General features: G+C 73.2%; 26 protein-coding genes. 11 read left to right on the forward strand and 15 right to left on the reverse strand.

All coding sequences use genetic code 11. From position 1 onward, the window contains the following. Positions 1-28: 28 nt before the first annotated feature. Genes FXF65_RS26755 through rimP form a run of 3 tightly spaced genes read right to left on the reverse strand, consistent with a single transcriptional unit; the run spans position 29 to position 2,120 of the window. Positions 29-316, reverse strand: coding sequence for a YlxR family protein (locus FXF65_RS26755; RefSeq protein WP_342787539.1), 288 nt, complete (start codon positions 314-316; stop codon positions 29-31). Positions 317-358: 42 nt separating this feature from the next. Continuing rightward, complete coding sequence (gene nusA, locus FXF65_RS26760) at positions 359-1,408, reverse strand: transcription termination factor NusA (RefSeq protein ID WP_148353004.1); 1,050 nt, start codon at positions 1,406-1,408, stop codon at positions 359-361. Positions 1,409-1,433: 25 nt separating this feature from the next. Beyond that, positions 1,434-2,120 (reverse strand): ribosome maturation factor RimP, encoded by a 687-nt coding sequence (gene rimP / locus FXF65_RS26765; protein WP_148352784.1) that lies wholly within the window; start codon positions 2,118-2,120, stop codon positions 1,434-1,436. 212 nt (positions 2,121-2,332) lie between these two features. On the opposite strand from rimP, the gene FXF65_RS45465 reads away from it, so the two are divergent. The 3 genes from FXF65_RS45465 to FXF65_RS26780 all read left to right on the forward strand — a co-directional run bounded on the left by FXF65_RS45465 (position 2,333) and on the right by FXF65_RS26780 (position 5,041). Beyond that, on the forward strand, positions 2,333-3,391 hold the full coding sequence (locus FXF65_RS45465; RefSeq protein WP_246199122.1) for a ferritin-like domain-containing protein: 1,059 nt from the start codon (positions 2,333-2,335) through the stop codon (positions 3,389-3,391). A gap of 155 nt (positions 3,392-3,546) precedes the next feature. Continuing rightward, positions 3,547-3,864, forward strand: a complete 318-nt coding sequence (locus tag FXF65_RS26775; protein WP_148352785.1) for a hypothetical protein — start codon at positions 3,547-3,549, stop codon at positions 3,862-3,864. A gap of 115 nt (positions 3,865-3,979) precedes the next feature. Then, complete coding sequence (locus FXF65_RS26780; protein ID WP_148352786.1) at positions 3,980-5,041, forward strand: TRM11 family SAM-dependent methyltransferase; 1,062 nt, start codon at positions 3,980-3,982, stop codon at positions 5,039-5,041. A gap of 29 nt (positions 5,042-5,070) precedes the next feature. Here FXF65_RS26780 and FXF65_RS26785 read toward each other — a convergent pair whose 3' ends face one another. Then, entirely contained in the window at positions 5,071-5,772 is a 702-nt protein-coding gene (locus tag FXF65_RS26785) for an HAD family hydrolase (protein ID WP_148352787.1), read from the reverse strand. A gap of 172 nt (positions 5,773-5,944) precedes the next feature. Between FXF65_RS26785 and FXF65_RS26790 the strand changes: the two genes are divergently transcribed. The 3 genes from FXF65_RS26790 (at position 5,945) to FXF65_RS26800 (ending at position 8,417) form a co-directional block, all read left to right on the forward strand. Continuing rightward, positions 5,945-6,214 carry a hypothetical protein gene (locus FXF65_RS26790; protein WP_148352788.1) on the forward strand — a complete coding sequence of 90 codons (270 nt, stop codon included), beginning with the start codon at positions 5,945-5,947 and terminating at the stop codon, positions 6,212-6,214. Between the two features lie 179 nt (positions 6,215-6,393). Further along, positions 6,394-7,740, forward strand: a complete 1,347-nt coding sequence (locus tag FXF65_RS26795; RefSeq protein ID WP_148352789.1) for a lysylphosphatidylglycerol synthase transmembrane domain-containing protein — start codon at positions 6,394-6,396, stop codon at positions 7,738-7,740. 155 nt (positions 7,741-7,895) lie between these two features. Further along, positions 7,896-8,417: a flavin reductase family protein gene (locus FXF65_RS26800; protein WP_148352790.1), complete on the forward strand. Its 522-nt coding sequence runs from the start codon at positions 7,896-7,898 to the stop codon at positions 8,415-8,417. Here FXF65_RS26800 and FXF65_RS26805 read toward each other — a convergent pair. The 6 genes from FXF65_RS26805 to FXF65_RS26830 form a co-directional block, all read right to left on the reverse strand. Next, positions 8,410-9,639, reverse strand: a complete 1,230-nt coding sequence (locus FXF65_RS26805) for an ROK family transcriptional regulator (protein ID WP_148353006.1) — start codon at positions 9,637-9,639, stop codon at positions 8,410-8,412. The two genes, FXF65_RS26800 and FXF65_RS26805, sit on opposite strands and share 8 nt — an antisense overlap. Continuing rightward, complete coding sequence (locus FXF65_RS26810) at positions 9,639-10,397, reverse strand: ATP-binding cassette domain-containing protein (protein ID WP_148352791.1); 759 nt, start codon at positions 10,395-10,397, stop codon at positions 9,639-9,641. Before FXF65_RS26810 ends, FXF65_RS26805 begins: the two co-directional genes overlap by 1 nt. Before the next feature lie 190 nt (positions 10,398-10,587). Next, the gene (locus FXF65_RS26815; protein WP_246199123.1) at positions 10,588-11,901 is read right to left on the reverse strand and encodes a sugar ABC transporter permease; all 1,314 of its coding nucleotides are present in this window, start codon (positions 11,899-11,901) and stop codon (positions 10,588-10,590) included. A 12-nt stretch (positions 11,902-11,913) separates the two neighbouring features. After that, positions 11,914-12,699 (reverse strand): ATP-binding cassette domain-containing protein, encoded by a 786-nt coding sequence (locus tag FXF65_RS26820; RefSeq protein ID WP_148352792.1) that lies wholly within the window; start codon positions 12,697-12,699, stop codon positions 11,914-11,916. A 35-nt stretch (positions 12,700-12,734) separates the two neighbouring features. Continuing rightward, positions 12,735-13,820 carry a sugar ABC transporter substrate-binding protein gene (locus FXF65_RS26825; RefSeq protein WP_148352793.1) on the reverse strand — a complete coding sequence of 362 codons (1,086 nt, stop codon included), beginning with the start codon at positions 13,818-13,820 and terminating at the stop codon, positions 12,735-12,737. Between the two features lie 378 nt (positions 13,821-14,198). Beyond that, a complete protein-coding gene (locus FXF65_RS26830) occupies positions 14,199-14,492 on the reverse strand; it encodes a hypothetical protein (protein WP_187412519.1) in 294 nt (97 codons plus the stop codon). Between the two features lie 196 nt (positions 14,493-14,688). Between FXF65_RS26830 and FXF65_RS26835 the strand changes: the two genes are divergently transcribed. After that, on the forward strand, positions 14,689-15,447 hold the full coding sequence (locus FXF65_RS26835; RefSeq protein ID WP_148352794.1) for a hypothetical protein: 759 nt from the start codon (positions 14,689-14,691) through the stop codon (positions 15,445-15,447). A gap of 99 nt (positions 15,448-15,546) precedes the next feature. Beyond that, on the forward strand, positions 15,547-18,066 hold the full coding sequence (locus FXF65_RS26840) for a M14 family zinc carboxypeptidase (RefSeq protein WP_148352795.1): 2,520 nt from the start codon (positions 15,547-15,549) through the stop codon (positions 18,064-18,066). 41 nt (positions 18,067-18,107) lie between these two features. Here the strand turns inward: FXF65_RS26840 and FXF65_RS26845 are convergent, their stop codons facing one another. Then, positions 18,108-18,779, reverse strand: a complete 672-nt coding sequence (locus FXF65_RS26845) for a peptidyl-tRNA hydrolase (RefSeq protein ID WP_148352796.1) — start codon at positions 18,777-18,779, stop codon at positions 18,108-18,110. 155 nt (positions 18,780-18,934) lie between these two features. Between FXF65_RS26845 and FXF65_RS26850 the strand changes: the two genes are divergently transcribed. Then, positions 18,935-19,999, forward strand: a complete 1,065-nt coding sequence (locus tag FXF65_RS26850) for an Rv1352/Rv1906c domain-containing protein (RefSeq protein ID WP_148352797.1) — start codon at positions 18,935-18,937, stop codon at positions 19,997-19,999. A gap of 9 nt (positions 20,000-20,008) precedes the next feature. Here FXF65_RS26850 and FXF65_RS26855 read toward each other — a convergent pair whose 3' ends face one another. Next, positions 20,009-20,593, reverse strand: coding sequence for an HAD family hydrolase (locus tag FXF65_RS26855; RefSeq protein ID WP_148352798.1), 585 nt, complete (start codon positions 20,591-20,593; stop codon positions 20,009-20,011). A 149-nt stretch (positions 20,594-20,742) separates the two neighbouring features. Between FXF65_RS26855 and FXF65_RS26860 the strand changes: the two genes are divergently transcribed. Then, entirely contained in the window at positions 20,743-21,432 is a 690-nt protein-coding gene (locus FXF65_RS26860) for a TetR/AcrR family transcriptional regulator (protein ID WP_148352799.1), read from the forward strand. A 12-nt stretch (positions 21,433-21,444) separates the two neighbouring features. Here FXF65_RS26860 and FXF65_RS26865 read toward each other — a convergent pair whose 3' ends face one another. After that, complete coding sequence (locus FXF65_RS26865; RefSeq protein ID WP_148352800.1) at positions 21,445-23,595, reverse strand: MMPL family transporter; 2,151 nt, start codon at positions 23,593-23,595, stop codon at positions 21,445-21,447. 328 nt (positions 23,596-23,923) lie between these two features. Between FXF65_RS26865 and FXF65_RS26870 the strand changes: the two genes are divergently transcribed. Then, entirely contained in the window at positions 23,924-24,154 is a 231-nt protein-coding gene (locus tag FXF65_RS26870; protein WP_148352801.1) for a hypothetical protein, read from the forward strand. 207 nt (positions 24,155-24,361) lie between these two features. Here the strand turns inward: FXF65_RS26870 and FXF65_RS26875 are convergent, their stop codons facing one another. Together FXF65_RS26875 and FXF65_RS26880 are read right to left on the reverse strand one after the other, a co-directional pair. Continuing rightward, positions 24,362-24,661, reverse strand: coding sequence for a Dabb family protein (locus tag FXF65_RS26875; protein ID WP_148352802.1), 300 nt, complete (start codon positions 24,659-24,661; stop codon positions 24,362-24,364). A 38-nt stretch (positions 24,662-24,699) separates the two neighbouring features. After that, on the reverse strand, positions 24,700-25,155 hold the full coding sequence (locus FXF65_RS26880; protein ID WP_148352803.1) for a flavodoxin family protein: 456 nt from the start codon (positions 25,153-25,155) through the stop codon (positions 24,700-24,702). Between the last annotated feature and the right edge of the window lie 23 nt (positions 25,156-25,178).

The raw sequence follows: 25,178 nt of genomic DNA on the forward strand, positions 1-25,178 counted from the left end.
GCTCATAGCAATCTCGACCTGCTTCCGACTAGACGTCGCTTTCCATTCGGCCATCCTGCTGCCGCGCGGCGCGGGCCGCAAGCCGCGCTCGCAGCGCCGCGCTGTCGAGCGGCCCCGGCAGGCGAAAAGCCCGCGGGAACGCCCGACGCCGCTCTGCGAGCTCAAGGCACTCCGGATCGGGGTGCAGATGCGCGCCCCGCCCCGGCAGCCGCCCACGCGGGTCGGGGACGATGACGTCCTCGACCACAACAAGGCGCAGCAAGTCGGACTTGACCGTGCGAACCCGGCAACCCACACACGTGCGAACTGAGTTCACCGCCCGAACCTGTATCGGGCCGCCCGGCCACGTTTCATGAGTCTACCGCGCCGACGCGTCGGCGGGGCCGGTCGCATGGGCCCCTGGCGTAGAAGATCCCGTTTCGTCGGATTCGGCGACCTTCGGAGAAGTCTGCTCGGGTTCGGTGTCGGACCTGATGTCGATCCGCCAGCCGGTGAGCCGCGCGGCGAGCCGCGCGTTCTGCCCCTCCTTGCCGATGGCCAGGGACAACTGGTAGTCGGGGACGACGACCCGGGCGACCCTGGCGTCGGCGTCCACGACCTCCACGTGCGAAACCCGCGCGGGCGACAGCGCATTCCCGACGAACTCGGCCGGGTCGTCCGACCAGTCGACGATGTCGATCTTCTCGCCGTGCAGCTCGGCCATCACGTTGCGGACGCGGCTGCCGAGCGGGCCGATGCAGGCGCCCTTGGCGTTCACCCCGGTCTTGCGCGAACGCACCGCGATCTTGGTGCGGTGGCCGGCCTCGCGGGCGATCGCCGCGATCTCGACGGTGCCGTCCGCGATCTCCGGGACCTCCAGCGCGAACAGCTTGCGGACGAGGTTCGGGTGCGTCCGGGAGAGCTGCACCGACGGGCCGCGGTGCCCCTTGCGGACCTGCACCACGTAGGCGCGCAGCCGCTCGCCGTGCTCGTAGCGCTCGCCGGGCACCTGCTCCTGCGGCGGCAGGACGGCCTCGATCTTGCCGAGGTCGACCAGCACGTTCCGCGGGTCCTTGCCCTGCTGGATGATGCCGCTGACGATGTCGCCCTCGCGGCCCGCGTACTCGCCGAAGGTCAGCTCGTCCTCGGCGTCGCGGAGGCGCTGCAGGATGACCTGCTTGGCGGTGGTCGCGGCGATCCGTCCGAACCCGGACGGGGTGTCGTCGTACTCCCCGACGGCGTTGTCCTCGTCGTCGGTCTCGGTCGCCCACACGGTGACGTGCCCGCTCTGCCGGTCGAGTTGGACGCGCGCGCGGGGCGCGGCGCCCTCCGTCCGGTGGTAGGCGATCAGCAGCGCGTCTTCGATGGCCTTGACGGCCACGTCGAGCGAGATGTCCTTCTCGCTCTCCAGGGACCGCAGGGCGGTCATGTCGATGTCCACGAGGTTCCCCCCTCTAGTCCGGCTCAGCCGGAGAACGCGTTCCCTCGGCCGTGCGCGGCGGGCTGAACTCCACCTGCACGCGGCCGCGCCCCAGCTCGCCCAGGCCGAACCGGCGGCGCACGGTCCCGGCGGGCTTCCCGGGGGACTTGGCGGCCTTCTGCCCGGCGGACCCGGCGCCGCCCGCGCCGGTTCCCTTGCCCCTGCGCTTCTGGACGACGTCGATCTCCACGGTCGTGTCGTCGGCCGCGACCACCCGGCCCTCGATCTGGCCGCCCTCGGCCAGCGGGGCGACGATCAGCCGCCCGACGGCGCGGCGCCAGTGCCGCGGCTCGGTGAGGGGGCGGTCGACGCCCGGGGAGGACACCTCCAGCACGTAGGGCGTGGTCCCCATGGCGTCGGTGGCGTCGAGCAGCGCGGAGGCGCGCTCGCTGATCGCGGCGATGTCGTCGAGGCCGACTCCGTCGTCGCCGTCCACGATGACGCGGACCAGCCGGCGCCGCCCGGCGGGGCGCACCTCGACCTCCTCCAGGTCGAAGCCCGCCGCGGCCACGGCGGGCGCGAGCAGCGCGGTCAGCTCGGCGACGGCGGCGGCCCGGCCGGGACGCGCGGGCGCGTCCGTCCGGGCGGGTTCGCGGCCGGACGCGCGGTCGGCCTCGCCGCGCCTCCCCTGAGCGCGGCCACCGCGGGACTCGACGCTCATGGGACCTCCTCCTGTTGTGCCGCCCGTGATGGGCGGATGTCGCCGCTCGTCCGTTGACACCTCAAGACTATCGACAGCCGGAGACCGCAGCGGTTTTTCGGACGGCTCACCGGCGCGGCGGATATGGAATGCTTGAGCTGGCCTGATGGACGCCCCCGCCGCCGGGGCCGCGCCAGGCCGCCGCCACCACGTCACCGGGTGAGGAGACCCCCTTGCCAGAGGCCGGGACGCGCACGCCGGGACCCCCGCGGGGAGCCCGGCCGGTACCTCAGCCGCGCCTGCCCGAAACAGCCCTCCCGCCCGGAACCCTGTCGCGCCGGGCGCTGCTCGGCCGGGGCGCCGCGCTGGCGGGCGGGGCGCTCGCCCTGCCGTGGCTGGCGGGGTGCGCCGCGGAGGCCGCCCCGCGCACGGACGTGTCGACGCTCGCGGCGGCGATCGCGGCCGAGCAGGACCTCGTCGCCACCTACGAGGCGGCGTACGCGGCGGCCAGGTCCGCGGAGTCGTGGCTGGTGAAGCGGCTGGCGCCGGTCCTCGCCCACCATCGCGCGCACCTCGCCGCCCTGCGGCGGCACTACCTGCCCGGTTCGGGCGACCGGGCGGAGGAGGGCGGCGCGATCCCGGCGCCGCGCGCGGTGCCGGTGCCGGTCGGCGGCGGCGCCCTCGCGGTGCTGCGCGACCTGGAGGAACGCGCGGCTCGGGCGCGCACGGCGGACGCCGCGAAGGCCACTCCCGCGCTGGCCCAACTGCTGGCGAGCATCGGCGCGTGCGAGGCGGGACACGCCGTGACGGTGAAGGGGCAGCCGCCGGCGGTCGGGACGCGGTCGGACGCCGAGGCCGTCCAGCGGGCGCTGGCCGCCGAGCACGCCGCGGTTTACGGGTACGGGGTGCTCGGCGCCCGGCTCGCCGGGACGCTGCGCGGGATCGCGAAGGCCGTCTGGGTGGAGCACCGCGCCCAGCGCGACCGGCTGATCGCGATCGTGTCGGGGACGCCCGTCGCGGCCGCGCCCGCCTACCGGCTGCCCGTCCGGCCGACGTCCGCGCGCAGCGCCGCGCAGCTCGCGGCTGCGCTGGAGGACGGGCTCGTCCCCGCCTATGTCGGGCTCGCCGGGGTCTCGTCCCCCGACCTGCGCGCCTTCGCCGCCGACGGGGCGCGACGGTCGGTGGCGCGGTCGGCCGCCTGGCGCTCCAGGGCGGGCGTCGCGATGCCCGCGGACGCCTTCCCGGGGCTGCCGGACTCGGCGGTGGACCCGCGTCCCGAACCCGGCGAATAGCCGCGTCCGGCCCTCTTCCCATCCGCGGCCGATCTGTTCCGATTCCGTTTCGATCAGGGCGAGTGATCTGCCGCACGGCGGGAACGAAACGCCTGTTTGATCGCGTTAGTCCCTTTCAAAAGGGATGATCTCGGGGGAGGGAGTCCACACCCGCCATGTCCACCACTCCGCAGCGCAGCGCCCTCGACGAACTGCGGGCCGCGTACCACGAGCAGCTCAACCGGCTCGCCGCCGAGCGGGACGCCGCGCGCCGCCAGGCGCGGCGGGCCCAGGCGCAGGCCGACGTGGCGCGGGCCGACCTCGCCAGCCTGCAGAGCAGCGTCCAGGAACTGCTGGCCGCCGCCGCGCGCCACCTTCCCGACCTGGAGCCGAGCGGGCCGCCGGAGCTTCCGGCCGCCACCCGCCGGGCCCTGCCCGCGGCCTCCCCGTCCGGCGGGTCCGGTGACGGGGAGCGTCCGGCGCGGGCCGCCTGAACCGGGAGGGAACGGCCCGCCCAAGGGCCGTGGGGAGGCCGCCGGGAGCACGGCTCCCGGCGGCCTCCGCCGTCTGCGGCGGGACGGGCGGCGGTGAGCCGGTAGGGTCGGGCGAATGACCGCGTACGGCCTCCTCGTCTCCCCCTCGCACAACCGGGTCTACGCACAGTCGGCCGCCGCGCTGGTCAAGGCGGAGCTGGCGGTGTTCAGCGAACGGGCCTTGGACGGGCGCGTCCGCGACATCCGCGAGACCTCCATCGGCGGCGTCCCGTACGTGACGTTCACGGCGGACGAGCTGTCGGAGCAGGACGTCCGGCTCCTGTCGAACCTGTCGTCGCTCTACGCGCTGTTCCAGATCGAGGACGACGAGCTGCTGCGTCCCGTCATGGTGCAGCCGCTCGATCTGTTCGGCAGTGACCTGCTCACCATCCAGAAATACTCCGGCAAGACGAACGAGTACTTCACCAAGCTGCTGCTGAACGTCACCGCGATGGCGTCCGGCTCCCCCATGGACCTGGTGACGGGACGTCCCCGCGTCCTCGACCCGATGTGCGGCCGGGGCACCACCCTCAACCAGGCCATGATGTACGGCCTCGACGCCGCCGGGATCGACATCGACGCCAAGGACTTCGACGCCTACGCCGCCTTCATCAAGACGTGGCTGAAGAACAACAGGGTGAAGCACCAGGCGGAGATCGCCAACATCCGCCGCGAGAAGGCCGTGCTCGGCCGCCGCCTCCACGTGACGCTCGGCGCGTCCAAGGAGCGGTACAAGAGCGGCGAGACGATGGAGATCACCGTCGTGAACGCCGACTCCCTCGCCGCCGGGAGCTTCTTCCGGCCCGCCTCGTTCGACCTGATCGTGACGGACGCGCCGTACGGGGTGCAGCACGGGAGCCGTCCGAAGGGCGGGCAGCCGAGCCGCCGGGGCAAGCCGCAGCTCTCGCGCAGCCCCGTCGAGCTGCTGGCGGCGGCCGTCCCCGAATGGGCGGCGCTGCTGCGGCCGGGCGGCGCCGTCGGCATCTCCTGGAACACCTACGTCGGACGCCGCGAGGACCTCGCCGACATCCTCGCCTCCAGCGGGCTTGAGGTGCAGGACTCCGAGGCGTACCGCGGTTTCCGCCACCGCGTCGACCAGGCCATCACCCGCGACCTGATCACCGCCCGCAAGCCCTAGCCGGACCCGGCGGTCAGACGGCGGGGCGGTCAGACGGCGTGCCAGCGCTCCACGTGCGGGAGCAGTTCGCCGAGGTCGTGGATGAGGGCGTCGGGCGGGGTGAGGCCGGGACGGTCGAAGGCGTGGGTCGTCTGGTGCCAGATCTGCACGGCGCGCAGCCCGGCGGACTTGGCTCCGTGGATGTCGTCGTAGGGGCGGTCGCCGACGAACACGCAGGACGAGGGGTCGGCCGCGCCCACGGCGTCCATGGCGGCGCGGAACGCCTCCGCGTGCGGCTTCGTCCAGGGGATCTCGCTGGAATAGACGGCGCCGTCGAGCAGGTGCAGGACGTCGTCCCGGGCGAAGATGCGCTCGTGCAGGTCGCGCGACCACATCGTGTTGGACAGGACGCCGACCTTGATCCCCCGCTCGCGGAGGGCGTTGAACAGCACGGGGACGGCGGGGTCGGTGTGCGTGTGCGGCGTCCAGACCTCGAAGTGGGTGGCGAGCATCTCGCCGGTCGGCCGGACGCCCGCGAGGTCGAAGAGCTCGTCCAGGGTGCCGCTGCGGTGCTCCTCGTCGCTGCGCTTCCACAGGTCTAGCTCGGCGCGGGCCAGCTCGGTCGCGGCCTTCTCGACGTCGTCCGGGGGGAGGTGGGCGGAGCAGATCGCGCGCCACATGTCGGCCAGTTCGAGGTCGTGCCACGGGGTCAGCGTGCCGCCCCAGTCGAAGATCACAGCTTCTACGCCCATGACCGGATCGTAACCATCCGGGTACGACAGACCACCCCTGTTTTCGGCATGGACCGCGCGTCGCCGTCCGCCGCCCGCGCATAGCGCGCCCGTCACCGGGGATAACGATGCAACACCAAAACCTGGCGAAAATGGAACGAACCAGGTGAAATCAATCGACCGGGGAGGAGCCATGAGGGCGCGCGAGCCCGGCGAGTCCCGCGACTTCCGCGCGGACATCGACGACATGGGCGACAACACGCAGGACGAGCAGATCGCCCTGACGGAGGAGTACGTCACCGACCCGCCCGAGGGGCTGAGGATCGAGGAGCCCGAGGAGAGCAGGGACGGGCTCGGGATCTCCGAGTACGAGCGGGAGGCCGCGCGGCCGGGCGAGGACGAGCGTCCGCGACCGGACGTCGCCGCCGAGACCGACGCCGTAAACCCGACCCGGAGACCCTGACCGGAGGCGGCCGGAGCCGCCCCGGCCGGGCCGCCCGAAGTCCTGATCAACCTGCGGAGCGCTGCCCGGGTAACGGGTGTGGCGAGAGTTTCCTCGCGGTTCGGCCTCACGCCGCGGGGAATGTCATAGGCACGGCATAGGTTGCGCAAAGCGGGGCTAGCTTGCGAGGTGACCGGGACATGCACGACACAGTCACGGCACCGGTCCGCCCTCCGACCGACGCCACCCCCAAGGACGGCACGGACGCAGTCCCGCACGCTGGCGCCACAGACAGCACGGACATCGGCACCGCAGGCATCACAGACGCCAACATCGCAGGCATCACAGCCGCCGACACCGTCGACAGGGCGGACGTCGACACCGGCGACGGCGGCGTCGACCTCAGTGCGGGTTTGGTCGAGCCGGAGGGCGCGCGGGCGCGGCCTCGGTGGCGTCGAGCGGGGGTGCTCACGCAGTGGGCGCTGGTCGTCGGCGTGCTCGCCGCGTTCCCGCTGTACCAGGACCAACTCCCCGACCTCGGCCTCATGTGGACGTCGGTGTCGCACGCCGACGCGGGCTGGCTCGCGGTGGTCGTCCTCGCGGTGGCGGGGTCGATGGGCGCGTTCGCCCGGCTCCAGCGCAGGCTGCTGCGTGTCGGCGGGCTGCGGATGTCGATGCGCCGCGCGTGCGCGATCACCTACGCGGGCAACGCCTTGTCCACGACGCTGCCCGCCGGGCCCGCGGTGAGCGTCGTCTACACGTTCCGGCAGTTCCGCCGCAACGGGGCGTCGGCGCAGCTCGCCACGGCCGTGATCCTCGCCGGCGGGGTGATCACCACGTCGGCGTACTCGCTGATCGGGCTGGCCGCGCTGCTCGTCGCGCCGGGGTCGCGCGGCCCGGCGCTGGTGGCGCTGTCCGTCCCGCTCGCCGGGGCGGCGCTGGTCGCCGCCGCGCTCGCGTGGCGGCCGACGCGCGCCCTCGTCACCGCGCCGCTCCGGCGGCTGTACCGCGCGGCGGTGGCCCACCCGCGGATCGCGCCGCACGCGGAGCGGCTGGCGGGCGTCCCAGCGGTGCTGCGCCCGACCCGGCGCGACTGGGCGGCGCTGATCGCGCTTTCCGTGCTGAACTGGGTCTTCGACATCCTGGCGCTGCTGGCGGCCGCGCACGCGGTCGGCGTCGCCGTCGACCTGGACGGCGTCGCCCTCACCTACTTCGCCGCGCAGGCGGCGGGCAGCATCCTGCCGCTGCTGCCCGGCGGGCTCGGCGCGATCGAGGGCAGCATGGCCGCGTCGCTGGTCGCGCTGGGCGCGACGCTGTCCCCCGCCGTCGCGGCCGTGGGCCTCTACCGGCTGGTGTCCTACTGGGCGGTGGTCACGGTCGGCTGGATCGCGTGGCTCGCGCTGCACGAGGGCCCGCGCGTCCCGGCCCGCGTCAAGGCGCGCCTGGCCGGGGCCGTGTGCCTGTTCCTGGAGGGCACCACCAGGGTCGCGCTCACCCCCTACGCCGCGATCATCATGAACACCCCCGCCGAACCCCGCCGCCCGTAACTCCGGCCCGTCTAGAAAGGGCTTGGTGCGGAGTCGGTCGATGGGCCGAGGTCGGGGCGGGACCTTCGGCTGAGATCGAGGGGCCGGGGAATCAGAAGGGCGCATGAGGGGCTTTAGTGGTCAGCGACCCAGCCCCGGCCATGAAACGGACTGCCATGTACGGATCGCCCAACGGCCCGTCCTCCGGTCGACCGCTGACCGCCGCCGACCCCGCCGCCTTCCGCTCGGTGCTGGCCCGGTTCGCGACCGGCGTGGTCGCGGTCGCCGCCGCCGAGCCGGGCACGGGACGTCCCGTGGGCCTGGTCGCGAACTCGTTCACGTCCGTCTCCCTCGACCCGCCGCTCATCGCTTTCTGCGTGGCGCACACCAGCACGACCTGGCCGCGGCTGCGTGACGCGGACCTGCTGTGCGTCAGCATCCTGGGCGAGGCGCAGCTGGAGGTGTCCGAGCGGCTGGCGCTGCGGGGCGGCGACAAGTTCGCCGGGATCGGCTGGACGGCGTCCCCCGGCGGCGCTCCGATGATCGACGACGCGATCGCCTGGATCGAGTGCGCGGTGGAGCAGGAGCACGTCGCGGGCGACCACATGATCGTCGTCGCCCGCGTCCTCGACCTGGCCGAGCACCACGAGGGCGCGCCGCTGGTCTTCTACCGCAGCTCCTACGGCACGTTCAGCTGACGGTTGAGCCCTCGGGGGCGCGCAGCCGCGCCAGCACCTGGAGCGGGTCCGCGAGGACCTCGGCGAAGGCGAACTCCGCCGCGCCGACCAGGGTCGTGTCGTCCCCGAGCGCGGCGGTGCGGAGCTTGACCTTCTCGCGGGGCGCGGCGAGCGCACCCGTGGCGAGGACGCTGCGGATCTGCGCCGCCGACCCGAGGTAGATGTCGCGGAGCGTCCCGCCGAAGACGACCATGCCGGGGTTGAACACGTTGACGAGGTTGGCGACGCCGAGCCCGAGCCACTTGCCGACCCGCTGGAGCGCCTCCCGCGCGGCGATGTCGCCCGCGTCGGCGGCGGCGACGATGTCGCGCACCGCGTCCCGTCCGGCCTGGCCGGGGATCTCTTCGCGGCCCGCGAGGCACAGCAGCGTCCGCTCCCCCACCTCGGCCTCCAGGCAGCCGTTCGAGCCGCACGCGCAGGGCCGCCCGCCCGGGTTGACGATCATGTGGCCGATCTCGCCGCCGTACCCCTCGTCCCCGCCGAGCAGCCGGCCGTGCGCGATGATGCCGCCGCCGACGCCGACGTCGCCGTGCAGGTAGATCAGGTTGTCGCAGCCCACCCCGGCGCCGCGCTCGTGCTCGGCGAGCGCGCCGAGGTTGGCGTCGTTGCAGACGGAGACCGGGATGCCGAGTCCGAGGCGGCGGGACAGCGCGTCGCCGAGCCGCAGGTCGCCGACGTCCAGGTTGGGTCCGAACATGATCATGTCGTCGGAGCGGCGGACGGTGCCCGGGAACCCGACCGACGCGCCGACGCAGACCGCGTCCCGCTCGGCCTTGCGGACGAGCGCCCGCGCCCCCGCGACGAGCACGCCCAGCAGGTCGGCGGGGTCGGAGTCGCGGGCGCGGACGCCCTCGCGCCGGTCCAGGACGACGCCGCCGAGCCCCACCCGGGCGACGACGAGCCGGTCGACGCCGACCTCGAAGGCCAGCACGTACACGCGGGTCGACTCGGGCCGCACGACCAGGGACGGCCGCCCGGCCCGCCGTCCGGGGCCGCGCGGCAGCTCCTCGCGGACGAGCCCCGCCGCCGTGAGGTCGGCCGTCAGCGCCATGATCGTGCTGCGGTTGAGCCCGAGGGACTCGGCGAGCACGGCCCGCGACGCCGGGCCGCGCAGGTGCACGAACCGCAGCAGCGTGCCGAGGTTGTGGCGCCGGATGTCCTCCTGGGACGGTCCGCCCTTCATCATCGACGCGGCCCGAGGTCTCCGGAGGCGCCCGAGGTGATCAGCTCGACGATCTGCCGGTGGGTGACGTCGGCGGTCCTGACCTGGGCGACCATCCGGCCGAGGTAGAGCGCGGCGATCCGGTCGGAGACCGCGAAGACGTCGTTCATGTTGTGCGAGATCAGCACGACGGCGAGGCCGCGGTCGGCGAGCCGCCGGACGGTCTCCAGCACCTGCTGGGTCTGCGCGACGCCGAGCGCGGCGGCGGGCTCGTCCAGCACGACGACCTTGCTGTCGTAGAGGACGGCGCGGGCGATCGCGACGGTCTGCCGCTGCCCGCCGGACAGCGTCGAGACCCGCTGCCGCACCGACCCCATCGTGCGGACGGCGAGCCCGGACAGCGCCGTCCGCGCCATCTCCTCCATCGTGTCCTCGTCGAGCGACAGGCCGCGGCGCCGCTCCCGGCCGAGGAAGAGGTTCTGGACGATGTCGAGGTTCTCGCAGAGCGCGAGGTCCTGGTGGACGACCTCGATCCCGAGCCGGCTCGCGTCGCGCGGGCTGCCGACCCGCACCGGGCGGCCCTCGAAGCGGTACTCGCCCCGGTCGAACGGGTCGATGCCGCCGATGCACTTCACGAGGGTGGTCTTGCCCGCGCCGTTGTCGCCGACGAGCGCCGTGACCTCGCCCGGACAGGCCGTGAACGCGACGTCGTGGAGCACCCGGACGGAACCGAAGCTCTTGTCGACGCCGCGCAGATCCAGAGCTGGCGTCACTGACATGCCGAGGGGCTCCCACCGTGCCACACCGCCCCCGCGCGCCAGGCGGTCGTGGTCAGTGAGCGTATCAGCAGCGTACGGAGCGCCGTAACGATCCGGACCCGCGCCGTCCGGGACGGCCGGGGAGCCGATGGCGCGGGCCACCGGCTCCCCGCCGCCCGCGCCGCCACCGTGCCCGGCCGGGTTCACGGGGTCATCTCCCGGCGGTGGAGCGGCGCCGCCGGGCCAGCGCGTCGATGCTCGCGGCGAGCAGCAGCACCAGGCCGGTGATCAGGTAGCTGAGGTAGGCGCTGGTGCCGAGCAGCCCGAGCCCGTTGGCGATCAGCGCGATGACGAGCCCGCCGAGGACGGCGTCGCGGGCCTTGCCGCGCCCGCCGAACAGGCTCGTCCCGCCGATGACGGCGGCGCCGACCGCGTACAGCAGCGTGTTCCCGCCGCCCGCGTCGGTGGCGACGGAGCTGAGCCGGGACGCGGCGACGATCCCGCTGATCGCGGCCAGCCCTGACCCGATCATGAACACCGAGATCCGGATGCGGGTGACGTTGATCCCGGCCCGGCGGGCGGCCTCGGCGTTGCCGCCGACCGCGTAGATGTGCCGTCCGTAGGCGGTGCGTCCGAGCACGAACGAGCAGACGACCAGCAGGACGCCCGCGAGCAGCACGCCCCACGGAATGCCGCCGAGCGTGATCAGCGGGCTGGGCGCGCGGTCCAGGTTGAGGACGTAGGCGCTGACCAGCAGGGCCGCGGAGACGACCGCGCTCTGCGCGAGGACGAACTCCAGCGGCCGGGAGTGCAGCCCGCGGACGCGCTGCCGCCGCCGGCGCAGCACCTGCGTCGCCGTGTACGCGGCGGCGCAGCCCGCGGCGAGGACCCAGCCGAGCCAGACCGGCATGTTCTTGTTGGCGAGCGCGTAGACCACGTCGTCCCGGACGGGCACCGTGCCGCCCTGCCCGATCAGCTTCAGCGTGACGCCCTGGAGGCCGAGGAAGAACGCCAGCGTGACGACGAACGACGGGATCCGCAGCACCGAGACGAGCCACCCGATCGTGGTCCCGATCACGATGCCGATCGCGACGGCGCTGATCGCCGCGACGTACCAGGGCTGCCCGGCGTCGGTGACCAGCTTGGCCAGCACCGCCGCGCACAGCCCGCTCGCGACGCCCGCGGACAGGTCGATCTCGCCGAGGAGCAGGACGAACACGAGCCCCATCGCGAGGATCGTGATCGGCAGCGCCTGCACCGAGAGGTTCGCCATGTTCCCCTTGCTGAGGAACGTGTCGGGCTTCAGCGCGGCGAACAGCGCGACCAGGGAGATCAGCCCGAGGACGGCGGGGAGGGCGCCGAGCTCGCCGGACCTGATCCGGTCCCGGTAGTCCCGCAGCGCGGACCGCATGTCGTGCTCGCGGCGGTCGGCGGCGAAGTCGCCGTCCGACAGGGCCATGGCCGCCTCCCCGCCGTCGGCGGCGCCGCCCGCGGCGAGGCTTTTCCCGGGGATGTCGGTGGACACCTGGTCCCCCTTTCAGATGCTCTCGGCGGCGGTCCGCGGCGCGAGGCCGAGATCGCCGGATCGGCCGGCGGTGATGAGCTCCACGACCTGGCCGCGGGTGACGTCGGCGCGGGCCACGTCCGCCGCGACCCGGCCGAGGTAGAGCGCGGTGACGCGGTCCGCGACCTCGAACACGTCGTTCATGTTGTGCGAGATGAGGACGACGGCGTGCCCGGTGTCGGCGAGCCGCCGGACGAGGTCGAGCACCTGCCGGGTCTGCGCGACGCCGAGCGCGGCGGTGGGCTCGTCCAGGATCACGAGCTTGGACTCCCACAGCGCGGCCTTGGCGATCGCGACGGTCTGCCGCTGCCCGCCGGACAGGCTCGCGACCCGCTGCCGGACGGACCGCACCGTCCGCACCGACAGCCGGGCGAGGGTCCGCCTCGCCGCCTCCTCCATGGACGCCTCGTCCAGGACGATCCCCTTCCGCCGTTCGCGGCCGAGGAACATGTTCTGCACGATGTCCAGGTTGTCGGCAAGTGCGAGGTCCTGGTAGACGACCTCGATCCCGAGCGCGGACGCGGCGCGCGGGCCGTCGATCGACACCGGGCGGCCGTCGAACTCGATCCGCCCCGAGTCGATCGGGTGGATCCCGGCGATGCACTTGATCAGCGTGGACTTCCCGGCGCCGTTGTCGCCGACGAGGGCCATCACCTCGCCGAGCCGCACCGCGAAGTCCACGTCGCGCAGCACATGGACGGCGCCGAAGCTCTTGTTGAGCCCGATCAGGCGGAGGACGGGGTCTCCGTTTTCTGCCACGTGTCTCCTTCCGAGGTGGGCAGAGGTGGGCAGGGCTACTCGATGCCCGCGTCCTTGCACTTGGCGGCGTACGCGCCCTTGCAGAGGTCGGCCTTCTTGACGAAGCCGTCGTCGACGACCTGTTTGACGCCGTCCTTGAAGATCGGGACGGGGTTGAGCAGCATGGACGGGACGTCCCGCTTGCCCTCCGGGTCGTTGACGGTGCCGTTCGTCTCGCCCTTCTCGCCCTTGATCAGGGCGACGGCGAGCTTGGCGACGGCGTCGGCCTCCTGCTTGACCGGCTTGTAGACCGTCATGCACTGGTTGCCGTCGAGGATGTTCTGCAGGCCCTCGAGCGTCGCGTCCTGGCCGGTGACGGCGACCTTGCCGGCCTCCTTGTTCTTCTTGAGGATCGACACCACCGCGTTGCCGACCCCGTCGTTGGCGGCGAGGACGCCGTCGATGGCGCCCTTCTGCTCCGTCCACATCTGCTCGAAGATCGTGGCGGCGTTCTCGGCCTTCCACTCCGGGACGGCCTGCTCCGCGACCTTCGTGTACGCCGCGGCCTTGTCGAGGACGCCGTGCGCGCCCTGCGCGAACAGCGTCGCGTTGTTGTCGGTGGGCGCGCCGTTCAGGTAGACGATGTTGCTCTTCTTGTCGCCGAGGCACTTCTGCAGGCCCTTGCCGAGCTCCTCGCCGACCTTCACGTTGTCGAACGACACGTAGTAGTCGGACACGCCGCCGAGCGCCAGCCGGTCGTAGTCGATGGTCTTCACGCCCTGCGCCTGCGCCTTGCGCTGGACGGCGGCCGCGGAGTTGGAGTCCAGGCCGTCCACGATGAGGACGGTGACGCCGCTCGTGAGCATCTGGTCGGCGATCGTCTGGAACCGCTGGGTCGAGCCCTCCGCGTTCTGGATGTCGTAGCCGACCCCGGCGGCCTTGAACGCCTGCTCCAGGTAGGGCCGGTCGAAGCTCTCGTAGCGGACGGACGATGTCGTGTCGGGCAGGATCACGCCGACCTTGCCCTTGACCGCTCCGGAGCCGGACGCGGCGGCGCCACCGTCGGAGTCGTCCCCGCATGCGGTGAGAGTGAGCGCCGCGGTCGTCGCGACGGCCATCAGGGTGAGGATCCCCTTGCGCATGTGCCCGGGTCCTTTCTGGGGGCGGCCGCCGTGCCGCGGCCGGGGGGATGGCCGGTGCCGGTGGCCGCGCTCGGCGCGGCCCCGGCCGGGAATGTTGTGTCCCGCAACTTATGTCGCACGTGTCCGTCGCGCCAGACCTGCCGGACGGTCGATTTGTTGCGAGCGATAACAATCAAGTAACGCGAGTTCACGCCCGAGAAGTCGGACACGGTGGGCGGAAGCGGCGGGAGGGCGCGCGACGGCGCGGGCTCAGCCGAATGTTCGGCGGCTCAACATTTCAGCCCGCGCCGTGCCCGGCGGCGGCGACGAGCCGCCCGTCCCGGGCAGGGCGCTGGGAAGGAAGAGAAGGCGCGCCGCTCTTAGACGGCGGGCACGCGCTCAGACGGCGAGGACGCGCGCGACGCGGTCGGCGGCGCCCGCCGCGTCCCCGGCGGGCACGATGCGCTCGGCCCACGACCACCAGTACCACCAGCCGTCGGGGCCCTGCTCGGCGATGATGTTCTCGGTGAGCGCGGACGCCTCCGGGTTCAGCACGTGCAGGGCGGGCGACTGGCCCCTGGGCTGGACGATCCGCACCCGGAGACCGCGCTTCACGAGTTCTTCGCCGAGCTCTTCCAGATATTCGATCCGCGTCTTCGACGGCGCGGCGGTTCCCGTATCGTCAGGCGTCATCCTCAGTCCCCTCACGGACTCCGCGTGGCCCGACGAGATCACAGCCTCCCCCCTCCCCGCGCGGGAATCAAGCACCCCGCAGGTCAGCGCGGTGCGGCGCGGCGCGGACGACGCGGCGCGCGGGCTCCGCGACATATCGCGCGCGGTTACGGGATATCTTGCGCGTAGGCAGTGAAGCGGGAGCATGGGGGCGAAGATGACGCTGGGCCCGGAGCCGGCAGCCGACCCGGACGCCACTCCGATCGTCGGCACCCCGGCGGGCGCCGTCCCACCGGTGCCGGGCGCACCGGTGCCGGGCGCACCGATGCCGGGCGCACCGATGCCGGGCGCACCGATGCCGGGCGCACCATTGCCGGGCGTACCGGGTCCGGGGGCGCCGGGGCCGGGCGGACCGGCGGGCGCGCGGACGCGGAGCGGCCGGACGTGGCACCGCTTCCACTACGCGGTCGGCGTGTTCCTCATCGCCTACGGCGTGACGGGCCTCGCCACCGGCGTCCTCCTCTGGACCGACCGGCGCGACGAGATCGAGGGCTACTTCGCCTCCGTCGGGTCCGGGACGGCGACCGGCGTGCTCGTCCTCGTGAAGGCGGTGGAGGCGGCGCTCGTGCTCGCCGCCGTCGCGGGCGTGGCGCTGCGCCGCGACATGCTGTTCGTGCCCGCGCTCGCGGGCTGGATGGCGGGGTTCGCGATGTTCGGCGTCCTCGACGTGTTCACCGCGCGGTGGGGCGGCCTCGCCGAGCACCTCGTCTACCTGGCCGGATTCGTCCTGCTGCTGTTCCTGTCCTACGGGCTGAGCGCGAAGGCGCAGCTCGCCGGGGCCGCGCGGGAGGCTCCGGACGACCCGTCCGCCGGTTCGCGCGGGCTCACCCGGACGCAGGAGTTCGCGCTCCAGGCGATCAACCGGATCCCCACCGGGCTGACCGCCCCCCGGCCCCGTCCCGGCCGACACGACTGACCAAGCCACGACCGACCAAGACACAGCCGACCTCGACGCGGCCGATCTTGGCAGAAGTTGCCCTTGGTGGGCCTCCGCGGCGGTGTCACCTTGTGGCCCATGAGAGCCCGAAGACTGACGTTGCCGCTGGCACTGGCGGCGTCCCTGGTGGTGCCCGCGTCGCTGCTGACGCCCGCCACCGCGCAGCCCCCGGCGTCCCCTCCGGCGGCCTGCGACCCTACGCAGACCGCACCGGTCTACCGGGGCGAGGTCCCCTCCCCCAAGCAGGTCCTCGGCTTCGACCTCGGTGACCGGCAGGCCACGGCCGCCGAGTCCGACAGGTACCTGGAGACGGTCGCCGCGAAGAGCGAGCGGGTCGTGTCCGGGACGCTCGCGACGACGGCGCAGGGCCGTCCGCTGAAGTACGCGATCGTGGGACGTCCCGCGCTCGTCTCCAAGGCGGGCCTGGCGAAGACCCGGCTGGAGGCGGGACTGCTCCGCGACCCGCGCACGCCCGCCGCGCTCGCGAAGCGCATCACCGACCGCGGCGTCCCGATCCTGTGGATCAGCGGGAACGTGCACGGCGACGAGCCGAGCGGCACGGACGCGGCGCTGAAGGTGCTCCGCGACCTCGGCGACCGGTCCGACTGCGCGGCGACGTCGATCCTCGACAACGCGCTCGTGATCGTCCTGCCGACGCAGAACCCGGACGGCCGCGAGGCGGTCACGCGCCAGAACGCCTACGGCTTCGACATGAACCGCGACTGGTTCGCGCGCACCCAGCCGGAGACGGACGGCAAGCTCGCGATGCTGAACCAGTACCCGCCCGCGCTCTACATCGACGCGCACGAGATGGGCGGGACGTCGTTCTTCTTCCCGCCGAACGCCGACCCGATCTACCACGAGACGCCCGAGCAGGCGGTCGGCTGGATCAACGACCTGTACGGCGCGGCGATGGCCGCCGAGTTCACCCGGCAGGGCATCGACTACTTCAACCGCGACGTGTACGACCTCTTCTACCAGGGGTACGGCGACTCGGTCCCGACCAGCGCGTTCCACGCCGCCGGGATGACGTACGAGAAGGGCGACGAGAGCCCCTACCCGGAGCGCGTGAAGGAGCAGTACCTCACGCAGTGGGTGTCGCTGTCGGCGGCGGCGCGCAACCGGCACCGCATCCTCGGCGAGTGGCGGCAGATGACCGTGGACGCCTACGAGCAGGGCAAGGCGGGCACGCTGGAGCCCAACCAGATCTACAACCCGCCGAACCAGATCGACCGTCCGGTGCCCGACCGGAAGGTGCGGAGCTACTTCCTGCGGGACGACGTCCCCGCCAAGCGCGCCCAGGTGAACCTGATCGTGCGGCGGCTCCAGCGGATGGGCGTGCGCGTGGAGCGGCTCGTGCGGCCGCTGACCGTCCCGGACTTCAAGGAGTACGGGCGCGCCGAGGCGAGGACGACGCTGCCCGCCGGGACGTACTGGATCTCGATGGCGCAGGGCCAGAAGCACTGGATCCAGGCGATGCTCAACGAGGACTCCTACACGCCGTTCCCCTACTTCTACGACGTGACGGCGTGGAGCCTGCCGCTGCTCGGGAACGTGTCCGGCGGGTCGTCGGGCGCGGTGCTGCGGCCGAACGCCGTGCCGGTGCGGACGCTCCCGGCCGCGCGTCCGGGGCATGAGGGGAAGGCGCCGAAGCTCGCCGTCCTGCAACTGTCGGCGACGTCGTCGGCGGCGCGCCAGTCGACCGGCTGGCTGCGCGACCGCCTCGACCGCGACTGGAAGCTGCCGTTCACCCTCCTCACCCCGGCCGACGTCGCGGCGGGCAAGCTCGCCGGGATCGAGGTCCTGGTGACGCCGGACGGCCCGGCGGCCCCCGGCTACGCCGCGCTCGGCGACGCCGGGCGGGCCGCGCTCCAGCGGTGGACGCGGGACGGCGGCCGCTACATCGGCTGGCAGGGCGGCACGCAGATCGCCGCCTGGCTCGGGCTGACGACGGCGACGCTGGACGCGCCGACGTCCGACATCCCCGGCACCCTGTTCCGCGTCAAGGTGGACGGGAGCAGCCCGCTCGGCAAGGGCGTGGGCGCGACTGCGTGGAACTTCACGTCCTACGACATGGTCATGCGGGCGTCCGGCGGCGTCGCCGTCTCCTACCCGGCGACGGACTCGCCCGACTGGTTCGTGTCCGGGTTCGAGAAGGGCGCGGCCGAGCTGGGCGGCACCGCCGCCGTCGTCGACCAGGCCGTGGACAGGGGGCGTTCCGTGGTGTTCGCGGCCGACCCCAACTTCCGCGCGTTCAGCGACGGGACGGCCAAGCTGCTCTACAACGCGATCCTCGGCCCGGATCCGGCGAACGCGCCGCAGGCCACGGCCACCGCGAAGGCGGCGGAGCGGGCCGCCGCGCTGCCGTCGTACGAGTCGCCGATCCGCGTGTCGGTGAAGGCGGCCGACGCGGCGAAGGCGGCGTCCGTGCTGCGCTCGGTCGGCGCGACGTGGACGGAGAGCCGCAGCGGCGACGTCGTTCACTACGTGGTGGACAACCCACGCGGGCTGCCGACCGACCACCATCCGTTCGCCGGACGGCTGCCGTCCCTGATCCGGAAGGCCGGGATCGACCCGGTCGCCGTCGTCCTGCCGTGACGGTCGCGCGGCGCGCCGGGGGCGTCCCGGCGCGCCGCGCGCTACTTCCGGACGATCCAGGCGATCGCGGTCATCGTGCCGGGCGGGACCTCGGTGAACCCGCCGTCGCGGACCGCCACCGCCGCCTCCTTCACGCACCGCTGCCACGGGACGTCGGCCGCGAGGTGGACGCGGGCGCCGCCGTCCACCCAGGCGGCGACGTCCTTGCGGCGCCCGCCGCGCAGCAGGAGCTGGGCGGCGTGCCCGCACTGCGCGGCTGCCTTCCCGGTGGTCATCGTCACGTCCGGGTTGATCGCGATCACCGCGTACGGCGGTTCGGGCGGCGGCGCGGCGCCCTCGTCCGCGAGGTCGAGCCCGGCGACCTGGAGCTTCGCGAGCGCGGGCGGGACGTCCGCCACCGGCGCCGGTGGGAACGCCCGGACCTGCGCGCCCGCGTGCTCGACGGTCACGCCCGGCAGCGCCTCGGCCTCCGGCCACCGCACCCCGCGCGCCCGCCGCGTCACCTTCCGGATGCGGCGCGACTCCCATTCCAGGACCGCGCCGTGCCACTCCCCGCCGGGCTCGGCCGCGCGCGGGTCGGTCAGCAGCCGGACGACCGCCGTGGCCGCCGCCTCGCACACGGCGCGGTGGCCCGGCGGATCGGCCTTCTCGGCGCGTACCACCAGTTGCATCGCCCAGGGCGGGTCGTCGCGGGGGTCGTATTCAGGACGCACGGGTGGAGTATTCCAAACCGAACGCGGCTTTCCCGACCCGGTAGTGGGTACTGCAACTTGTACCGTCCCCCGGACGTTCCTCCTGTCACGGGCTGGACGGTCCTCGCCGTCACGGGCGAGGTGGCACGGCGGAGCAGTCGGGTCGGAGGTCGCCGGTGACCAGTGGCACGTGGAGCGATTCCATACCGGGTGTCGGGACGTTCTTCGTCGGGATCGACGTCGCCCCCGGCCGCTACCGGTGCGACCAGGGCAAGGGCGGCTGGTGGGTGCGCTTCACCGGCCCCGGCGGCGGCGACCCGGTCGGCTCGTGGCCGCTGCCCGCGGGCCCGGTCGAGATCGAGATCGCGCGCACCGACTTCGCGTTCGAGACGCACGTGTCCACCTACTGGCGGCGGATCGCGCCGCCCCGCGCCGCCGAGGACGCCGCCCCCGCCGAGCCGCGCCCGGTCGCCGACCCGGCGCTGCGCGCCGAGCTGGACACCCTCATCGCGCGCCGCCGCCCGCTGGTGTGGCTGGCGCCGCTGTCGGTCCTCGGGCTCGGGCTGGTCGGGCACCCGCTGCTCGGCTCGCTGTGGCTGATCGCGCTCGGCATGCTCGCGGTGCTGGTCGCGCTCGGCACCCCGTCGGTGTCGCTCGACCTGCGGCGCGCCCGCGAGCTCGAACGCAGCCGCGACCGCTACTTCGTCCCGGACGACTTCGACGACGAGGGGCGGGCGCTGCTCGCCCGCGTCCAGGCGGCGGTGGACGCGGTCACCGCCTCCGAGGTCAACCGCGAGGGCATGCTGGACGCGGTCGCCAACGCCGTCACGCTGCCCCGCCAGGAATGGGAGATCGCGCAGGTCCTCGCGCGCCAGTCCAGGCTGCGGGCCGAGCAGCGGGAGCTGGCCGAGGGCGCGACGCTGCCGGAGGTGGAGGCGGCGCTGCGGCCGCTGCGCGCGAAGCTCGACGTGTCCGTCGAGGCCGTGACCCGCCGCGTCGAGGCGCTCGAACGGTACGCGCGGAGCGCGCAGGCAGCGGACGAGGCCCTGCACGCCCAGCGCCATCTGGAGACGATCGCCGAGAAGGCGCACGAGTACGACGAGCTGCTCGCCGACACCGTCCGCGACGACCTCGCGCTGCCCGCGATCGAGCGGCTGAACGGGCAGAGCCACGAGCTGGTCAGGACGCTGCGCGAACGCCTCGCCAAGGCCGCCGAGGCGGCCGACGAACTACCGCCCTAGCCCCCCGGCTCAGAGGAGAGCGCGGACCTGGGCGGGCGACTCGAACAGCTCGGCGCGCATGCCGAGGGCGCGGGCGGCGGCGATGTTGCGCTCGGTGTCGTCGATGAACAGGACGTCCGACAGGGCGACGCCGAGCCGTTCGGCGCAGATCTCGTAGGCGCGCGGATCGGGCTTGGCGACGCCGATGCGGCAGGAGTAGGTGAGCGCGTCGAACCGGCCGAGCCAGCCGCCGTGCCGGGCCTCGAAGCGGGGCACGAGGTCGTCGATGATGTTCGACAGGAGCCCGAGCGTCCGGCCGTCGTCGGCGAGCTCGTGGACGAGGGCGACCATCTCCCCGTCCGCCTCCGTCCAGCTCGCGAGGTCGGCCTCGATCAGGGCCGGGACGTCGGGGAACGCGGTGCCGAGCAGGCCCGCGACGTCCGCCCAGTAGGCCGCGCTCTCCCGCCCCGCGTCGTAGGCGGGGCGGCAGGACCAGTACGCCTCCCAGAACGACGCGCCGCCCGCCCCGGCGATCTCCTCGATCCGCCGCACCGACTCGGGGGTCTGAGCGCGCGCGATGACTCCGAACAGGTCGAAAACGATCACATCGGACATGCCCCGACCCTACGCGCGACCTGCCCCGGCCTCACCCCCGCCGCCTCCTCGTCGGAGTGGTACCAAGCGCTTGGTGCAGGCGTACCCTGGTGCCCCCACCGAGCAAGCGGTAGGGCGACTCGGCGGGGCCGGCACGGCATAATGAGGGGGTGACGACCACGAGCGCTGAATCCGGACGATCGAGAAGCCGCGCCGCCGGCGAGGGCGGGCCCCGCCGCCGCGGCCGGGGCTCGTCCGGCCCGGCGTCGGAACGGCGCGAGCACCTCGTGCGGCTGGCCGCCGAGCTGTTCGCCGAGAAGGGGTTCCAGGCCACGACGGTCCGCAACATCGCCGACGAGGCGGGCATCCTGTCGGGCAGCCTGTACCACCACTTCGACTCCAAGGAGTCGATCGTCGACGAGATCCTCGCGGGCTTCTTCACCGAGATCATGGCGGCGTACCAGCGGGTGGTCGAGGAGAGCGCGGGCCCGCGCGAGACGGTCGCGGGGCTCGTCCGGGTCGCGTTCGGCAGCCTGGAGCCGCACCGCGCCGCGATCACGGTCATGCAGAACGACTGGAACTACCTCCAGGGCATGTCCCGCTTCGCCTACCTCACGAGGTCCGAGGAGGAGGTCGAGAAGATCTGGGTGGACGCCCTCGCGTCCGGCCAGGAGCGGGGCCTGTTCCGCGACGACCTCGACCCCCAGCTCACCTACCGGATGATCCGCGACACGATCTGGGTCGCGGTCCGGTGGTTCCGGCCGGGCGGCCGGCTGGACGCCGAGGGGCTCGCCGAGCACTACCTCAAGGTGATGTTCGACGGCATCAACGTCCACCCGGCCGCGTCGCCCGAGTCCTAGACCGCGGGAGCCCTAGCCCCGCGCCCCCGCCGGGCGCCGCTCCGCGGCGGGCTCCGCGCGGTGCGGGGGCAGCAGCTTCGCCAGCGGGCGCGGGAGCCACCAGTTCGCCTCGCCGAACAGTTCCATCAGCGCCGGGACGAGCACCAGCCGCACCACCGTCGCGTCGATCAGGATCGCGACGCCTAGCCCAAGGCCCATCTGCTTGACCGCGACGTCCGCGCCGAGCAGCACCGACAGGAACACCATCACCATGATCGCCGCGGCCGCCGTGATCACCCGGGCGGTGCGGGACAGCCCGAGCGCCACCGCCTCCCGGGTCGCGACGCCCGACTCGTACGTCTCGCGGATGCGGGACACGAGGAACACCTCGTAGTCCATCGAGAGCCCGAACAGGATCGGGAACATCATCAGCGGCACCCAGGTCGTCACCGGCATGTCCGTCGGGAACCCGAGCAGGCGCCCCGCCCAGCCCCACTGGACGACCGCCGTCACCACCCCGTACGCCGCCGCGATCGACAGCAGGTTCATCACCGCGGCCTGGAGCGCCACCGTCAGCGACCGGACGAGGACGACGAGCAGCAGCAGCGACAGGCCGACGACGACGGCGATCAGCCACGGCAGCCGGGTGCTGACGCTCTCCGCGAAGTCGATGGACGCGGCGTTCTGCCCGCCGACGTAGGTGTGCGCGCCCGTCCCCTTGTTCACGCCCGGGATGACGTCGTCGCGCAGCGTGTGGACGAGTTTCGGCGTCGCCTCGTCCTGCACGCCGGTCGTCGGGAACGCGATGACGATGGACGCGGCGCCGTCCGCGCTGGTGCGCGGCGGCTGGACGGCCGCGACGCCCGGCGTCTGCCGGACGGCGGCGGCGAGCCGTCCCGCGTCGGCCTGCGTCCCGCCCTCGGTGACGAGGATCAGCGGCGCGGCCGTGCCGGGCCCGAAGCCGCGCGCCATGATCTGGCTCGCCTGGTAGCCGCTGTGGTCGTGCGGCTGGACGCTGGAGTCGGGCAGGCTGAGCCGCATCGACAGCGCGGGCACGGCGAGGACCAGCAGGATCGCGGCCGCGCACAGCCCCGCGACGACCGGGTGGCGCTGCACGACCCGCGCCCACCGCTCCGCGAGCGGACGGCGCCCGCCGCCGCCGGCGCCGTGCCGGGTGCCCGGCAGCCGGAGCCGGTCGATGGCGTGCCCGGCGAAGCCGAGCAGGGCGGGCAGCAGGGTCACGGCGGCGAACATCGTCATCAGGACCGTGACCCCGGCGGCGACCGCGACGCCGTTGAGCAGGCTCTGCTGCATGACGAACAGGCCCATCAGCGCGATCACCACGGTGGTGCCCGCGAACAGGACGGCGCGCCCGGCGGTGGTGACGGAGGTGACGACCGCGTCCTCGGGGTCGTTCCCGGCGTGCAGCTCCTCCCGGTAGCGGGTGACGATGAACAGCGCGTAGTCGATGCCGACGCCGAGCCCGATGAGCGCCGCGACGATCGGGCTGAACGACGGGGCGGGCAGCAGGTGCCCGATCAGCATGATCAGCGAGAGGCCGGTGCCGATGCCGAACAGCGCGGTCAGGATCGGCAGGCCCATCGCGAGCACCGAGCCGAACGCGACGAGCAGGATCACCATCGCGGCGATCACGCCGATGCCCTCGGACGGCCCGCCGCCCGGCGTCTCGGCGGAGTCCACGGCCGAGCCGCCCAGCTCGATCTGGACGGGACCCGAGTCGGTGCGGACGTCGTCCAGCAACGCCTTGACGTCGGACTTCGGCATCTCGTCGGACGTGACGTCCAGGTTGGCGGCGGCGAACGCCGTCTTCCCGTCCTTGGACACCTGCCCCGGCGTCGCGTAGGGCGACGACACCGACGACACGTGCGGCGTCTTGGCGAGCCGTCCGATCGCCTGCTCGACCTTCGCCTTCGCCTCCGGGCTCTGGACGCCGCCGGGCGCGTGGACGGCGAGCGTGATCTCGTCGCCGCTCTGCTTCGGGAAGTGCTCGTCGAGGATGTCGCTCGCCTTCGCCGACCCGGAGTTCCCGCCGGAGAAGTCGTTCAGCGGCTCGGCCGCGAAGCCGAAGCCGACCGCCAGCACGACGACCAGGCCGGCTATCCAGCCCGCCACCGTCAGACGTCGCCGCCGATAGCAGAATCGGGCGAGCCGGGCCAGCCTCATGGGGAACCACCTTCGTGTGCGTGCCGTGTCGTCTGCGTGCGTCCGCCTGGATGCGTCGGTCCGCATGCGCCGTCGATGACCTGGTGACGTCCGGGCACTGGGGAATGTGACGGCTGCTACAGCGTTGCCTTTAGGCGGGCCCCGACACATCGGACGCGCGGTGTCATCCGTCCGGCCGTGTACATCCGTTGGAGTACACCCGGCGCGGTATCCCACTGTGCGAGTCCCCTAAGCCCCATAGTGTGCTTAGTCACAATTTGCCGAGTAGGGGTGACGCTTTGGCCCGTGGGGACGCTGTTACCGGAGAGATCGACGGGGGGAGGGCGACATGACGGCTCAACGGGGCGCCGCCGGTCGCGACGAGCCCACGCCCGCCGCGATGCGGGCCGCCACCGCGCGCGGCCTGCAGGAGCAGTTCCCGGGCGTGCGGGTCTGGTACGGCGAGTCGACCGGGTCGTGGTGGGCGCTGGTGCCGACGCGCGGGGGTCCGCGCTTGGTGGAGGCGCCGACTCCGCAGCAGCTCCGCGAGGAGATCCTCAGCATCCGGAGCAGGGGCTGAGCCCTACGAAAAGAGCGGGCACGAAAAGAAAGGGCGCGGAGAGAAAGGGCGGCGTGCCGCCCACCGGGGACGGGGCGCGATCCGTCCCCGGCGGGCGTCTGTCAGGAACGTAACCTGAAAATCGTTCAGGCACAAGCGCTTGCTCGGTGCTTCTCCGAGCTCGACCGGTGGCGTGCCCGCCATGGTCACCGGCCCGCGAGCGCGCGGCTACAGCTCGTACTGGATGGCCGCGCGCTCCGCCGCGATCGGCGACACGAACTCCTCGACCACCGCCCGGTGGGCCGGGTGGTCGCGGTAGGCGAGGTAGTCGTCCTTGTCGGCGAAGTCCGCGACCACGACGAAGTCGTACCCGCCCGGGTTCACCCCGGCGTTCGTCCCGAGGCTGTACTCCCGGATCTCCGGGAGCACGCCGGGCAGCTCGCCCAGCCGCGCCGCGACCTCGTCCTGCTGGCCGGTCGTCGTGCCCTCGGCCCACCTGAACATCGCCACATGCCGGAATCCGCTCATGGGGGCACGTTATCGGGGCCCGGCCGCGACGCCGCCGATCAGAGGGTGCCCAGTTCCGCCGCCGTGACGGCGCCGAGCTCCCAGCACGCCTCCAGATCCTCCCTGGACGGCTCCCCCGTCACGACCACCGGCGGTTGCACGGCCTTCCACTTCAACCCCGTGGTGATCGACTCAAGGGCGCGCAGCGCGCCCGTCGCGTCGCTGCCGCCGTGCAGGTACGCCCCGAACGGCCGCCGGACGGTCTCTTCGAGGCACGGGTAGTAGACCTGGTCGAAGAAGTGCTTGAGCGCCCCGGACAGGTAGCCGAGGTTGACCGGCGAGCCGAGCAGGTAGCCGTCCGCTTCGAGGACGTCCACGGCGGTGGCCCCGAGCGCCGGTCGGGTCACGACGTCCACGCCCTCGATCTCGTCGGCGCCCGCACCGGACCGCACCGCCTCGAACATCGCCTGGAGGTTCGGCGACGGCGTGTGATGGACGATCAGCAGCCTCTTCACCACCACGACACTAGACCGTGTGC

It is taken from the genome of Actinomadura syzygii, from assembly GCF_008085905.1.
Taxonomy (GTDB): Bacteria; Actinomycetota; Actinomycetes; order Streptosporangiales; family Streptosporangiaceae; genus Spirillospora; species Spirillospora syzygii.

Excerpts from the sequence above, each read along its gene's own strand:
- nusA (WP_148353004.1), bottom strand. The coding sequence starts at position 1,408 with ATGACCGCCCTGCGGTCCCTGGAGAGCGAGAAGGACATCTCGCTCGAC.
- rimP (WP_148352784.1), bottom strand. The coding sequence starts at position 2,120 with ATGAGCGTCGAGTCCCGCGGTGGCCGCGCTCAGGGGAGGCGCGGCGAG.
- FXF65_RS26775 (WP_148352785.1), top strand. The coding sequence starts at position 3,547 with ATGTCCACCACTCCGCAGCGCAGCGCCCTCGACGAACTGCGGGCCGCG.
- FXF65_RS26780 (WP_148352786.1), top strand. The coding sequence starts at position 3,980 with ATGACCGCGTACGGCCTCCTCGTCTCCCCCTCGCACAACCGGGTCTAC.
- FXF65_RS26785 (WP_148352787.1), bottom strand. The coding sequence starts at position 5,772 with ATGGGCGTAGAAGCTGTGATCTTCGACTGGGGCGGCACGCTGACCCCG.
- FXF65_RS26790 (WP_148352788.1), top strand. The coding sequence starts at position 5,945 with ATGAGGGCGCGCGAGCCCGGCGAGTCCCGCGACTTCCGCGCGGACATC.
- FXF65_RS26795 (WP_148352789.1), top strand. The coding sequence starts at position 6,394 with ATGCACGACACAGTCACGGCACCGGTCCGCCCTCCGACCGACGCCACC.
- FXF65_RS26800 (WP_148352790.1), top strand. The coding sequence starts at position 7,896 with ATGTACGGATCGCCCAACGGCCCGTCCTCCGGTCGACCGCTGACCGCC.
- FXF65_RS26805 (WP_148353006.1), bottom strand. The coding sequence starts at position 9,639 with ATGAAGGGCGGACCGTCCCAGGAGGACATCCGGCGCCACAACCTCGGC.
- FXF65_RS26810 (WP_148352791.1), bottom strand. The coding sequence starts at position 10,397 with ATGTCAGTGACGCCAGCTCTGGATCTGCGCGGCGTCGACAAGAGCTTC.
- FXF65_RS26825 (WP_148352793.1), bottom strand. The coding sequence starts at position 13,820 with ATGCGCAAGGGGATCCTCACCCTGATGGCCGTCGCGACGACCGCGGCG.
- FXF65_RS26830 (WP_187412519.1), bottom strand. The coding sequence starts at position 14,492 with ATGACGCCTGACGATACGGGAACCGCCGCGCCGTCGAAGACGCGGATC.
- FXF65_RS26835 (WP_148352794.1), top strand. The coding sequence starts at position 14,689 with ATGACGCTGGGCCCGGAGCCGGCAGCCGACCCGGACGCCACTCCGATC.
- FXF65_RS26840 (WP_148352795.1), top strand. The coding sequence starts at position 15,547 with ATGAGAGCCCGAAGACTGACGTTGCCGCTGGCACTGGCGGCGTCCCTG.
- FXF65_RS26855 (WP_148352798.1), bottom strand. The coding sequence starts at position 20,593 with ATGTCCGATGTGATCGTTTTCGACCTGTTCGGAGTCATCGCGCGCGCT.
- FXF65_RS26865 (WP_148352800.1), bottom strand. The coding sequence starts at position 23,595 with ATGAGGCTGGCCCGGCTCGCCCGATTCTGCTATCGGCGGCGACGTCTG.
- FXF65_RS26870 (WP_148352801.1), top strand. The coding sequence starts at position 23,924 with ATGACGGCTCAACGGGGCGCCGCCGGTCGCGACGAGCCCACGCCCGCC.
- FXF65_RS26875 (WP_148352802.1), bottom strand. The coding sequence starts at position 24,661 with ATGAGCGGATTCCGGCATGTGGCGATGTTCAGGTGGGCCGAGGGCACG.